Genomic DNA, 13970 nt, shown 5'->3' on the forward strand with positions numbered 1-13970 from the left:
AGCGAACTGCAAAAGATCGGCTCACCGACGTGTTGTGCGCCACATGAGCAATCCGAGTCTGATGTGACTCCGAACGACTGGTGTGAAGGCCCTGTTGGGGCGCCGTCAGCGCAACGGAGGCTGTCAACGTGCACCGGTCCACAGAAGCGGATGCTTCGCGATCGCGATGCGTACGCGCTCGACTCGAGCCGGCAGCCCTCGCGATCGGCCCCGCCCCGTCCCGCTCCGCCCTGCCGCACATGCGCGCCCCGGCCCATGCCGTCGCAGGTCTCCCCCACCGAGGTGAATTCGCGTGACCGACGCACCGCACACCGAAACCCCGACGGGCACGATGCGCCTGACCGCCGCTCAGCAGGGGGTCTGGTTCGCGCAGCGGCTCGACCCGGCGGATCCGGCGTACAACATCGCGGAGTACGCCGATATCCGGGGCCCGGTGGAGCCTGAGCTGCTGCGGCGCGCGGTCGGCCACACCGCGGCCGAGATGGAGGCGTTGCGCACCACCTTCGGTGAGCGGGGCGGGGTTCCCTTCCAGCGCGTGCAGGAGAACGCGTCCATATCCATGCCGTGGGTGGACCTCTCCGCCGAGGTGGACCCCCACGCGGAGGCTCTGCGGCGGATGCGGCTGTGTCTGGCCGAGCCCGCCGACGTATCGGCGGGGCCACTGGTCCGTGTCACCCTCTACCGGCTCTCTCCTTCGCGCCACCTCTTCCACCAGCAGGTGCACCACCTGGCGCTCGACGGCTACGCGGCAATCCTGGCTCTCTCCCGTATCGCCGAGGTCTACACCGCTCTCGTTCTCGCCCCGGATGTCCTGCCCGAGCTGCGTCCCGCGGGTTCTCTCGCCGCGCTCATCGAGGAGGAGGACGCCTACCTCGCGTCCGAACAGGGCGCCCAGGACGAGAGGTTCTGGGCAGAACACCTCGTCGGCGCCCTCCCGCCCGAGACCCCCGCGCCGTCCGGTACGAGGACGAAGTACGGGACGGCGTCGGTGCGACGGGTGTACAGCCGGGCGGAGACGGCACGGCTGAAGGCCGCCGCCAGGAAGGCCGGAACCGGCTGGCCGACGTTCATCATGGGGGCGCTGGCGCTGTGCCTGCACCGGGAGAAGGGGCTCGGCGAGGTCGTGCTCGGCCTGCCGGTCACCGGACGGCGCACTCCCGCGGCACGGTCGACACCCGCCATGCTCAGCTCGATCCTGCCGATGCGACTCGCCGTCTCCCCCGCCGACCGGGTGGCCGATCTGGCGCGCCGGGCCTCCGTCGAAGCCCGTTCCGTACTCCGTCACCAGCGCCGGCCGGCCGAAGCACTCCGCCACCAGCTGGGGTTGACCGGGACGACGACGCTGACCGGGCCCTCCGTCAATATCCTCGCCTTCGACGACGCCCTGAGATTCGGCCCTCACCCGGCGACCCTGCACAACTTGTCGATCGGCCCGGTGGAGGACCTGGCTGTGGCCGTGCACGCCTCTTTCGGGGACGGTGGAATGCACGTCGATCTGCTGGGCAACGCGGCGCGCTACGGTCAGCAGGACCTCGTGGGGCCGCATGAGCGCCTGTGCCGGGTTCTCGACGCGTTCGTGGCGGACCCGGAGAGGACCGTGGGAGCGGTGAGCCCCGTCGCCGAGGACGAACAGCGGCGGGTGCTCGGCCTCGGCGCCGCTCAGCCGTCGAGAAGTGACGCCCCGGAACCGTCCCCCTTGACCGAGCAGTTCGCCCGGCAGGCGCTAGCCACCCCTCACCACACCGCTGTTGTCTGCGACGGCACGACCCTCACCTTCGAAGAACTAAGCCACCGGGTGAACGGCCTGACGGCCCTGCTCGCCTCGCGGGGCGCCCGCCCCGGCGCCCGAGTCGCGGTAGGACTGCCACGCTCCACGGATCTGGTGGTGGCGATACTCGCCGTGATGCGGACGGGGGCCGCCTATCTGCCGCTCGACCCCTCCTACCCGGCGGACCGGCTCGCCTTCATGATCGACGACTCCCGGCCCGTCGCCCTGGTGGCGACCGCGGCCTCGGCGGGCACGATCGACCCCCGGGGTTCGGTCCCGCGCGTCGCCCCCTCGGCGGCACCGGCCGGCTCCCCGGCCGGTGCCGCCGGAGAGCTGCCCGGACCCGGACCCCAGGATGCCGCGTACGTCATCTACACCTCCGGGTCCACCGGCCGTCCCAAGGGCGTCGTCGTCGAGCACCGTTCCCTGAGCAACCTCCTGGAGCACCACCGCCGGGAGGCCCACACCCTGGCCGAGGAAGCTCTGGGACGACGGCTGCGGGTGGCGCTGTCCGCCGCGACCTCCTTCGACGCGGCCTGGGACCCGGTGCTCTGGATGGTCGCCGGACACGAGTTGCACATCATCGCGGACGACGTCCGCCGCGACCCCCAGGCACTGGTCCGGTACCTCGTCGACCAGCGCATCGACGCGATCGAGACGACCCCCACCTATCTGCGGCAGATGCTGGCGACAGGGCTGCTCACCTCGGAGATCCACCGGCCGCGGGTCATCGCCCTGGGCGGGGAAGCCGTCGACGACGGGCTCTGGGAGGAGCTGGCAGCCGATCCCGACCTGCTGGTGTTCAACTTCTACGGACCCACCGAGACCACCGTCAACGCCGTGACCGCCCGGATCACCGGTGCGTCCCCCGTGATCGGGCGCCCCGTCACCGGGGCCGGGGCCTATGTGCTCGACCCGTCCCTGCACCCGCTGCCCAGAGGGTCGGTGGGCGAGCTGTATCTGTCGGGTGAGGGCGTGGCCCGCGGATACGCGGGCCGTCCGGGGCTCACGGCGGAACGCTTCATGCCGGACCCCTTCGGCCTTCCGGGGGCCCGGATGTACCGCACCGGTGACCTCGCCCGGTGGGGCGAGGACGGTTCGCTGGAGTTCGCCGGACGTAGCGACCGGCAGATCAAGGTGCGCGGTGTGCGGGTCGAGACCGGGGAGATCGAGGCCGCGCTGCGTTCTCTCCCCGGTGTCGAGGACGCCGCTGTCGCCCTGACCACCGCGCAGGACGGTCCCGAGCGGCTGGCCGCGTTCCTGGTGACCGGTGCGGGTGCGCCCGCTCACGCGAAGACGCGCGACGCGGTCGCGGCCCTCCTGCCCGGCCCGCTGGTGCCGACGGCCTGGGCGACGGTGGAGCGTCTGCCTCTCACCCCCAACGGGAAGCTCGATGTGGCGGCTCTGCCCCCGGCTCTGCCGGTCGCGTCCGACGGCGGTGCCCCGCGCACCGCCCTGGAGGCCCGGATGTGCGCGGTCTTCGCCGCGTGCCTGGGGGTGGAGCGGGCGGGCCGGGACGACGACTTCTTCGCGCTGGGCGGCCACTCGTTGCTGGCGATGCGGCTGATCGGCCGGATCCGGGTCGAGTTCGGCGCGGAGGTACCGATCAGCACTCTGTTCTCCACGCCCACACCGGCCGGCCTGGTGGCGACGCTGGGCGATGTCGCCCCGGCCCGGCGTTCGGTGACGGCCCTGGCCCCTCGCCCGCGGCGGCTTCCCCTCTCGTTCGGGCAGCAACGGCTGTGGCTCCTGGAGACGCTGGGCGACGCGGGTGCCTCGTACCATCTGCCGGTCGCGCTGCGCCTGCGCGGCGCGCTGGACCGCGACGCTCTGGAACTGGCCCTCCGCGACGTCGTGGAGCGGCACGAGGCGCTGCGCACGATCGTGGCGGAGACCCCGGAGGGCCCGTGTCAGAACGTCCTGCCGCCCGCGCGGCTGCCGCGCCCGCTTCTTCGGGTCATGGCGGCCGGTGAGCCGTTGGTGCCGGACGGCGCACGCTTCGACCTGGAGCACGAGATCCCTCTGCGCGCCCGATTGTTCCCCCTGGGCGCCGAGGAGAACGTACTGATCGTGACGTTGCACCACATCGCCGCCGACGGATGGTCGATGGGGCCGCTCCTACGGGATCTGTCCACCGCCTACGGCGCGCGCCGCTCGGGGCGGGCACCCGGGTGGGACGAACTGCCGGTGCAGTACGCCGATTTCGCGCTGTGGCAGCGTGACCTGCTCGGAGATCCCGACGCGCCGGACAGTCTCGCGCGCCGCCAGCTCTCCTTCTGGGCGGACTCCCTGGCCGGGCTGCCGGAGGAGTCGTCGTTCCCGACGGACCGGCCGCGCCCGGCCCGTTCCTCCGGGCGGGGTGGGAGCGTCCCCGTACGGATCGGGGCGCGGGACCACCGGACACTGGTCAAGCTGGCCGGGGAGCGCGGCGCGAGCTCCTTCATGGTGCTGCACGCGGCGCTGGCCGCCCTGATGTCGCGCCTGGGCGCGGGCGAGGACATCGCCGTCGGCACCCCGGTGGCAGGCCGTACCGACAACGCGCTCACCGAACTGGTCGGCTTCTTCGTCAACACACTGGTCCTGCGGGCGGACACCTCGGACTCCCCGGCGTTCCGTACGCTCGTGGAGCGGGTGGCCCGTACCGACGTGGCCGCCTACGCCCACCAGGAGCTGCCCTTCGAGCGGGTGGTCGAGGAGCTGGCGCCGACGCGCTCGCTCTCCCGACACCCGCTGTTCCAGGTAATGCTGAGCCTCAACAACACGCCCGCGCCCCGCCCGCATCTCGACGGTCTCACCGTCGGCCACGAGAGGTCCGTGGGGCGGTCGGGCTCCAAGTTCGACCTCAGCTGGGACCTGTCCGAGCACCACGACGGCCAGGGCCGCCCGGACGGGATCACCGGTGAGCTGGAGTACGACGAGGACCTCTTCGACCATACGACGGCGGATCGATTCGCCGAGCACTTCACCCGCCTCCTGAGCGCCCTGCTCTCCGAGCCGGACCGTCCGATGACAGACGTCGGCTTCCTGACTCCGTCGCAGCGCGCGGCGGCAGTGGACGAGCTGCCGCGCACGGCGCGGAAGCCGCTCGCCGCGAGGCCGGGGGCGGGGGCTGCCGCCGACGACGGGACGGTGCTGGACGTCCTGGCGACCCGCGCGGCCGTCCAGCCGGACCGCACCGCGGTCGTGGCCGGCGACAAGCGCCTCAGCTTCGGTGAACTCCGCCTGCTCTCCGACCGCTTGGCCTGCTCGCTCCGGGACCGGGGGGTCGAGGCCGGTGACCGGGTGGCGGTGGCGCTGCCCCGCACCTCCCTCGCCGTCGTGGCGGTGCTGGGCATCCTGCGAGCCGGAGCGGTGTACGTCCCGCTCGACCCGGCGCAGCCCGCGGCCCGCACCTCGCTGATCCTCGACTCCGCCGCCCCGCGCCTGGTACTGGCCACCTCCGCCACCCGGGCGGCTCTCCCGGACACGGCCGACGTCCTCCTGCTCGACGGGGCCGCCGAGCAGGAGAACACCGCTGCGGCGACCATGCCCGTGCCGCCCCGCGGCCGTGACGCCGCGTACGTGCTGTACACCTCCGGATCCACCGGGCTGCCCAAGGGCGTCGTGGTCGAGCACCGGTCCCTGGCAGTGCTGCTCGCCCATCACCGCGACCGGCTGATGAGCCCCGCCGAGGCGGACAACAACGGGCTGCCGCTGCGGGTGGCGCACACGGCCGCGATGACGTTCGACGCCTCCCTCGACCCGCTGCTCTGGATGATCGCGGGCCACGAACTGCACCTCGTGGACGATATGACGCGCCGGGACCCCGAAGCGCTCACCGCCCTCCTCCACGACCGGGCGATCGATGTCGTGGAAACCACCCCCTCGTTCGTGGAACAGCTGCGCTCCTGCGGCCTGTTCGCTCCCGGCCGGTCGCGGCCACGCGTGCTGGCACTGGGCGGGGAGGCCGTACCCGCACCGCTGTGGCGGGAGCTGGCCGCCCTGTCCGACGTGGCGGTGTGGAACCTGTACGGCCCCACGGAGACCACCGTGGACAGCGTGATGGGCCGGGTCCTGCCCGGCGTACGACCTCACCTCGGACATCCGGTGACCGGCGCCCGGGCCCGGGTCCTGGACCGGCGGCTGGAGCCGGTCGCCCCCGGGGTGACGGGAGAGCTGTATCTGTCGGGCCCGGGCGTCGCCCGCGGCTACGACAACCGCTCCGGCGCGACGGCGGAGCGGTTCCTGCCCGATCCGTACGGAGCGCCGGGCTCACGGATGTACCGTACCGGCGACCTCGCGCGCCGGGTCGAAGGACGTCTTGAGTACCTGAGCCGTGCCGACGGGCAGATCAAGATCCGCGGGTTCCGGGTCGAGACCGGCGAGGTCGCATCCGCCCTGGATGCCCACGGCGACATCGCGCAGTCTGCGGTCGCGGTCCGCTCCGGCTCCGGCTCGGCCTCCGGTTCGGGGGAAGCGCACCTGGTCGCCTGGGTCGTGCCCGCCGGTCATCGGGACCTGTCCTCGCGGGAGTTGCGGGCCTTCGTCGCGCAGCGGCTGCCCGCCCACATGGTGCCTTCGCTGATCGTGCCGGTCGCCGCCCTCCCGCTGACCCCGCACGGGAAGGTGGACTTCGCGGCGCTTCCGCTGACCACCGTCGCGGAGAGTGCGGAGAGTACGGACAAGGAGAAGCGGGCCCCGCGGTCCGCCCCGGAGGAGATCCTCTGCGCCCTGTTCGCGGAGAGCCTGGAGCACGAACAGGTCTCCCCTGACGACGACTTCTTCGAGCTGGGGGGACACTCCCTCCTGGCGACCCGGCTGATCGGCCGGATCCGCTCCGCGTTCGGCGTCGAAATCCCGGTACGGGCCCTGTTCGAGTCCACGACCCCCGCCTCGCTCGCCGAGCGGCTGGAGGGAGCGGGCGCGGCGCGGCCCGCGCTGCGGCGGGCGCCCCGCACGGAACGGCCACCGCTGTCCACGGCCCAGGAGCGCCTGTGGTTCCTGCACCAACTGGACCCGGAAACGGCGGCGTACCACATGGCGTTCGCCGTCCGCCTGGACGGCAGCCTGGACCGGCACGCCCTGCGGCGCGCGTTGGGTGATGTGCTGACCCGGCACGAGATCCTGCGCACGGTGGTCGAGCCCGGTGACGGCAGCCCCCGTCAGCATGTGCTCGCGCCCGGTGACGCGCTGCCGGAACTCCCCGTCGTGGCGGTCGAGGAGGCACACCTGGCCGAGGCTCTGCGCGAGGCGGCGGCCGAGCCCTTCGACCTCACGCACGACGTCCCCCTGCGGCCGATCCTGTTCCGGAGCGGTGAGGACCGGCACACCCTGCTGGTCACCGTCCATCACATCGCGGCGGACGGATGGTCCATGGGGCCGCTGGCCCAGGACCTGGCCGGCGCCTACGCGGCGCGGTCCGCCGGGCGAGCACCGAGCTGGGCGCCCCTGCCGGTCCAGTACGCGGACTACACACTCTGGCAGCGTGACCTGCTCGGCAGCTTCGGGGATCCCGTCTCCGCGGCATCGGCCCAGCTCGCCTTCTGGAAGGACCGCCTGGCGGGCGCCCCGGAGGAGACCGCCCTGCCCACCGACCGCCCCCGCCCCGCCTCGCCGACCGGCCGCGGGGGCACGGTCCCGGTACGCGTACCGGAGGAGACCATGGCGGATGTGGCGCGGCTGGCCAGGTCGACGGCGAGCAGCACGTTCATGGTGCTGCACGCCGCCCTGGCGGCGCTGCTGCACCGGATGGGCGCCGGCCGCGACGTCACCATCGGCACCCCGGTGGCCGGGCGGACCGACGAGGCGCTGGACCCTCTGGTCGGCTTCTTCGTCAACACCCTCGCCCTGCGGACGGACCTCGGCGGCGACCCGGACTTCACCGAGCTGCTCTCCCGGGTACGGGAGAGCGACCTGGCCGCCTACGCCCACCAGGAGCTGCCCTTCGAGCGGCTGGTGGAGGCCGTACGCCCGACGCGCTCGCTCTCCCGCCACCCGCTCTTCCAGGTCATGCTGACCCTCAACAACCACCGGCCGCCCCGGCTGGACCTACCGGGTCTGGAAGCCCGGCTGGAGGGGGTCGACACCGGAGGCGCGAAGTTCGATCTCTCCTTCTCCTTCACCGAGCGGACGTCGACGGGGAGCGGCGTGGCCCACCTCGACGGAACGCTGGAGTTCAGCCAGGACCTGTTCGACACGGAGACCGCCGTACGGATCGCCGACCGGTTCACCCTCCTCCTCGCGCACGCGGTGGGCGACCCCACAACGATCGTGGGCGACCTGCCGCTGGCCAGCACCGAAGAACAGCGACGGCTGCTGGACCTGGGCGGTGGCGCCGGTGCGCTCCGTCACCACGCCGCGCCTCCCATCACGGTGCTGGACCGGTTCGCGGCTACGGTGGCCGCGGCGCGCAGCGGTGACATCGCGGTGACCGCCCCGGACGGCAGCCTCTCCTTCACGGAGCTGGACGCCCGTTCCGACCGGATCGCCGCACTGGTCGCCCGGGCCGGTGCGGGCGCCGGCGACCGGGTGGCCGTGCTGCTGCCGCGCAGCACCGACTCGATCGCCGCCCTCCTCGCCGTTCTCAAGGTGGGGGCCGTCCACGTGCCGGTGGACGACTCCCTCCCGCAGGGCCGGATCGACGCGGTGCTGGCCGACGCCCGCCCGCACACCGTGCTCACGGCGGACGCCACCCACACCCGGGCGACGGCCCGATGGCACCGTCTGAACCTGGACTCCCCGGACTCCGCCACCGCGCCCGCACCCCCGCGGGAGCGGACCCGGCCGGGACTCACCGAGCCCGCCTATCTCCTGCACACCTCGGGCTCGACCGGCCGCCCCAAGGGAGTCCTGGTCGGTCACGGCTCCCTCGCCAGGCTGCTGGAACACCACCGCCGTCATCTCTTCGGGCCCTCCGTACGGGCGGCCGGAAAGCCCCGGCTCGACGTCGCGCTGACGGCCGCCCTGTCCTTCGACGCCGCGTGGGACCCGGTGCTCTGGATGCTCGACGGGCACCGGCTGCACGTCCTGGACGATCTGACGCGCCAGGACCCGGAGGCCCTCGTCGAGGCGGTACGCGTCCTGGGCCTCGACGTGCTGGAGTCCACGCCCACGCATGTCCGGCAGTTGCTGAACGCGGGGCTGTTCGCCGGGGTCGGCCGGGCCCCGTCCGTGGTCGTCCTGGGCGGCGAGGACGTCCCGGCCGTCCTCTGGGACGATCTGCGGGCCCGGACCGGCCTGACGGCCTGGAACTTCTACGGGCCCACCGAGGCGACGGTGGACACCCTCACCGCCGAGCTCCGGGCGACCGAACGGCCGGTGCTCGGCGCCCCGGTCGACGGGACGGCCGTACGTCTCCTCGACGACCGGCTGCGACCGGTCCCCGTCGGGGTGACCGGCGACCTCTACCTGGCCGGGGACAGCTTGGCGCTCGGCTACCACGGACAGCCCGCGGGCACCGCGGACCGTTTCGTGCCCGACCCCTACGGCCCCGCGGGAACGCGGATGTACCGCACCGGGGACCGGGCCGTACGGACGCCCGACGACGCTCTGGTGTTCGCCGGGCGCGCCGACGGCCAGGTCAAGGTGCGCGGGTTCCGGGTGGAGCCGGAGGGGATCGCCGCCGTACTGGCGGAGCACACCGACGTCTCCCACGCGGCTGTGGTGGCGCACGGTGAGGGCCCCGGGGGCTCCCGCCTTGCCGCGTACGTGGTGCTCGCCGCACACCCCGCCGTCCCGTCCGCGAGCGGCGCCGTGGACCGCGCCGTGCCCACCGGCCCCGCGCTGTCCGACTCCGAACGGCTCGACGGGGTGCGGGAGCACGCGGCGGCCCGGTTGCCCGGGTACATGGTCCCCTCCGGCTGGGTCGCCGTGGACGGCATCCCCCTGACGCCGAACGGAAAGCTGGACCGGACGGCCCTGCCCGACCTCGCCCCGCACGTGGGGTCCGGGGGCACGGGGCGCAGCCCCCGTAACCCCCGGGAGGACGTGCTGTGCACGCTGTTCGCCGAGGTGCTGGAGCGCGAGCGGGTCCTCATCGACGACGACTTCTTCGCACTCGGCGGTCACTCACTGCTGGCGGCCGGGCTGATCCGCCGCATCCGTGACGCCCTGGGAGTGGACGTCAGCATCCGCAGCCTGTTCGAGGCGCCCACGGTCGCCGCACTCGCACAACGGATCGGCGCCGGGGTCCAGGACAACCCGCTGGCGACGCTGCTGCCCCTGCGGACCCGAGGCAGCCTGCCGCCGCTGTTCTGTGTCCATCCGGCCGGCGGCCTCGCCTGGTCCTACGCGGGGCTGCTCCCCCACCTCGGCAACGACCGGCCGGTCTACGGGCTCCAGACCCCGAACCTGGACGGCACGGAACCCTTCCCGGACAGCATCGAGGCGATGGCCGCCGTGTACGTGGCGGAGCTGCGGGCGGTCCAGCCGCACGGCCCGTACCACCTGTTCGGCTGGTCCTTCGGCGGCAACGTCGTCCAAGAGGTCGCCGTCCAGCTCCAGGAGGCGGGCGAGGAGGTGGCCCTGCTGACGATCCTGGACGCCTTCCCGCTCGCCCCGCTGGACGACCTGGACAGCGCGAGCCGGGACACCGTCTTCCGCGCCCTGCTCTCCAACATGGGAGTCGGTCAGGAGGTCCTCGACGGGGACGGCCCGGTGGAAGCCGCGGCCGTACGGGACCAGTTCCTCGCCGCCGGCAGTCCGCTCGGGTCGCTGGAGCCTGCCACGATCGACGCGATGGTGGACAACTTCGCCGGTCAGGCGCGCCTGATGCGGAAGTACACCCCCCGCGTGTTCCACGGGCCCGTGCTGTTCTTCACCGCCACCGAGGGCCGACCCCGGGACACCTTCGGCCTGTCCTTGTGGGGCCCGTACATCGACGGACCCATCGAGAACCACGACGTGGCGTGCGCGCACGCCCAGATGATGCAGCCCGCCGCGCGGGAGCAGATCGGCACCACCGTCTCGGCCGTGCTCGACGCCGGCCACCGCACCGAACAAGGAGACCCGTCATGACGAATCCCTTCGACGACCCGCAGACCCGGCACCGTGTCCTGGTCAACGACGAGGGACAGCACGCCCTGTGGCCGTCGTTCGCGGCGGTGCCCGCCGGCTGGGACGAGGTGTTCGGCCCGGCGGAACACGCGGCCTGCCTGGAGTACGTGGAGGTCAACTGGACCGACATCACCCCCAGGAGCGCCCGCGTAGGGGTGGCATGACCCTGCTCCCCTGGCCCCCTCTCCCCCACCACGCCGGATCCACGCGCCCGCCCCGCCCCACGCACCACGAGAGGCACCCATGACCGCCCCGCCGACCCGTCCGGCGATACGCGCCGAAGGACTCACCAAACGATTCGGGAAGAAGCAGGCCCTGGCCGGTGTGGACCTCGAAGCGGCCCCCGGCACCGTACTGGGGGTACTCGGCCCGAACGGCGCGGGCAAGACCACCACGGTGCGGGTCCTGTCGACACTGCTGCGACCGGACAGCGGCCGGGCCTGGATGGCCGGTCACGACGTCCTCGCCGACCCCGAGGCCGTACGCCGCGACCTCGGGCTTTCCGGCCAGTACGCCGCGGTCGACGAGAAGCTGACCGGCCGGGAGAACCTGTACCTCGTCGCCCGGCTCTACGGGTTCGGCCGTCATGCCGCCCGCCGCAGGGCCGGACAGCTGCTGAGCGGCTTCGACCTGGAGGACGCCGCGGACCTGCCGAGCGGCACGTACTCGGGAGGAATGCGCCGCCGGCTCGACCTGGCCGGCGCGCTGGTCGCACGGCCCGCCGTGGTGGTCCTGGACGAGCCGACGACCGGCCTCGACCCCCGGGGCCGGGCGGACACCTGGCAGGCGGTCAGGGACCTGGTCTCCGAGGGAACCACGGTGCTGCTCACCACCCAGTACCTGGAGGAGGCGGACCAGTTGGCCGACGCCATCGTCGTCATCGAGGGCGGACACGTGGTCGCCCGCGGTTCGGCCGCCGACCTCAAGGCACGGGTCGGCGGCGAGCGGCTCTCGCTGACCGTCGCCGAACCGCGGCACCGGGTCATCGCGGCCGAGATCCTGGCCACGCTCGGAGAGCACCTCCCCGACCTCGACCCGCGCACCGGCCGCCTGACCGTCGCCACCGATCACGGCGCGCAGAGCCTGGAATACGCCCTGGGCTGCCTGCGGCTGGCCGGCATCGCCGTCCGGGACGTGGAACTGGCACCGCCGACCCTCGACGACGTGTTCCTCTCCCTCACCGGCCGCCCCCTGGAGCCGGGCAGACCTCCGGTCTCCCCGACGGCCTCGACAGGCGTCGCGGCGGCCGGGGGCGATGACCGGTGACCGCGGTCCAACGGCTGAGCCGCGACTCCTCCATCGTGGCCTGGCGCAATCTGCTGAACCTGCGCCGGACACCGGGATCGGTCATCGCGGCCCTGGTGCAGCCGGTGATGTTCGTCCTGCTGCTCGCCTACGTCTTCGGCGGCAGCCTCGGCGGGGCCGAATACCGCACGTTCCTGATGGGCGGCATCTTCGCCCAGGCCGTCACGTTCAACGCGGCGTTCACGGCTCTGGGTCTGGCCAACGACATGGACAAGGGCATCGTCGACCGCTTCCGCTCCCTGCCGATGCCCGCCATGGCGGTGCTGCTGGGCCGGACCCTGTCGGACCTGACGATGAGCACGGTGACCCTGGTCGTCACCTCGCTGTGCGGGCTGCTGGTGGGCTGGCGGATCACCGCGTCGCCTGCCGACGCGCTCCTGGCCTACTTGCTGATCCTTCTCTTCGCCTTCGCGATGTCCTGGGTGGGAGCGGCGATCGGGCTGATGGCCCGCAGTGTCGAGGTCGCGCAGAGCGCAGGGCTGATCTGGCTCTTCCCGGTCACGTTCGTCTCCTCGGCCTTCGTCTCCACGCACACCATGCCCGGCCCGCTGCGGACGATCGCGGAATGGAACCCGGTCTCCGCCACGGCCACCGCCGTCCGACAGCTCTTCGGCAACCCGCCGCCGGCCGGCCTTCCGACGAGCGACACCTGGCCGGTCGTGCACGCGCTCCCCTACGCCGTGGTCTGCGCCTGCCTGATCACGGGCGCGTTCATGCTGCTCGCGCTCAGGAGGTTCCGGCGCATCACTCTCGGATGAGGGACACCCTCCGGCGACGGGGCGAGCCCCCGCCATGGATGTCACGTGGTCCAGGCCCACCCGGCCCTCGTCGAAGCCGCCCGAGGCGACCGGTCGCAGGCCGCGGCGAATCCTCGCGGCCGGGCCCCGCACACAAGCAGGAAGACAGGCCGACCGATGAGAAATCCTCTCGCGGACCAATCCACCGCCCGTCCTGTGGCGCATGCCCATTGCGCGGTTGTCCAGGAAGGAGCGCCGCGCCGTGCGGCACCGTCGACGATGGCTGCCGTACACCGTTCCTCGCGGTGACGGCCTGTGACCGAACCGTGCGACCGCTAACCGGGCCCTGTCCGAATAAGTCTCACGACCACCACATGCCATCTCGTCCATAGAAGCAGACGGCAACCCGGACCGCCTCCTCGGATGCCGGTCCGGTTCGCCGGACGACGAGGGTGCCCTGCCCTCGCGGAACTGTCGGTTTCCGGGAACGCGAAGCGTGACGGTCTCCGCCTGGACCAGGTCTGTCGCGCCGATCACCGGGATCTCTCATCGCCCGGTTTCCGCTGCCGCCGACAAGGTTCACGACCGTCATCTGACATGACCCGCCCGACCCCTCCGGTTGACGCATACCGATATCGGCATATGATTGCCCCATGGCACGAGCAGCGACGACCTCGGATGTCTTCAACGCGATCGCCGAGCCGCAGCGCCGGGAGATCCTGGTGCTGCTGCGGGCGGGTGAGCGGTCGGTGACCGAGTTGGCCCAGGAGCTGGGGATGACCCAGCCGGGGGCGTCCAAACACCTGCGGGTGCTCCGGGAGGTCGGGCTGGTCCGGGACCGCAAGGCAGGCAAGCAGCGCCTGTACGGCCTTGACGCCGGCGGGTTGCGCCCCGTCCACGAGTGGACGGGCGGTTTCGAGCAGTTCTGGAACGAGAGCTTCGACCGCTTGGACGCCTACGTGCAGGACCTGAAGCAGACATGGGAAGCGGAGTAGCTGATGAGCACGACAGGACAGGGAACGCCGGCGCGGGGGGGGGCCCCCCCCCCCCCAAACCCCCAAAACCCCCAAAAAAACCCCCCCCCCCCCCCGGGGTTTGGGGCGGGTAACCCCAGGGGGCCCCCCAAG

The 13970-nt window shown here is 72.6% G+C and carries 5 protein-coding genes; all 5 read left to right on the forward strand.

Annotated features, from left to right (window positions below; all coding sequences use genetic code 11):
- The first annotated feature begins 292 nt into the window (after positions 1-292).
- The 5 genes from ACIRJT_RS04725 to ACIRJT_RS04745 all read left to right on the forward strand — a co-directional run bounded on the left by ACIRJT_RS04725 (position 293) and on the right by ACIRJT_RS04745 (position 13838).
- Complete coding sequence (locus ACIRJT_RS04725; RefSeq protein WP_403904536.1) at positions 293-10762, forward strand: amino acid adenylation domain-containing protein; 10470 nt, start codon at positions 293-295, stop codon at positions 10760-10762.
- A complete protein-coding gene (locus tag ACIRJT_RS04730) occupies positions 10759-10965 on the forward strand; it encodes an MbtH family protein (protein ID WP_403904538.1) in 207 nt (68 codons plus the stop codon). Before ACIRJT_RS04725 ends, ACIRJT_RS04730 begins: the two co-directional genes overlap by 4 nt.
- 79 nt (positions 10966-11044) lie before the next feature.
- Entirely contained in the window at positions 11045-12067 is a 1023-nt protein-coding gene (locus ACIRJT_RS04735) for an ATP-binding cassette domain-containing protein (RefSeq protein ID WP_403904541.1), read from the forward strand.
- The gene (locus tag ACIRJT_RS04740; protein WP_073743136.1) at positions 12064-12864 is read left to right on the forward strand and encodes an ABC transporter permease; all 801 of its coding nucleotides are present in this window, start codon (positions 12064-12066) and stop codon (positions 12862-12864) included. Before ACIRJT_RS04735 ends, ACIRJT_RS04740 begins: the two co-directional genes overlap by 4 nt.
- Before the next feature lie 632 nt (positions 12865-13496).
- A complete protein-coding gene (locus ACIRJT_RS04745; protein ID WP_403904544.1) occupies positions 13497-13838 on the forward strand; it encodes an ArsR/SmtB family transcription factor in 342 nt (113 codons plus the stop codon).
- Positions 13839-13970 lie beyond the last annotated feature (132 nt).

Origin of the sequence: Streptomyces sp. NPDC102283, from assembly GCF_044766265.1 — a bacterium.
In the GTDB taxonomy this organism is placed as follows: domain Bacteria; phylum Actinomycetota; class Actinomycetes; order Streptomycetales; family Streptomycetaceae; genus Streptomyces.

Coding starts and splice junctions, on each gene's coding strand:
- ACIRJT_RS04730 (WP_403904538.1), top strand. CDS start 10,759: ATGACGAATCCCTTCGACGACCCGCAGACCCGGCACCGTGTCCTGGTC.
- ACIRJT_RS04735 (WP_403904541.1), top strand. CDS start 11,045: ATGACCGCCCCGCCGACCCGTCCGGCGATACGCGCCGAAGGACTCACC.
- ACIRJT_RS04745 (WP_403904544.1), top strand. CDS start 13,497: ATGGCACGAGCAGCGACGACCTCGGATGTCTTCAACGCGATCGCCGAG.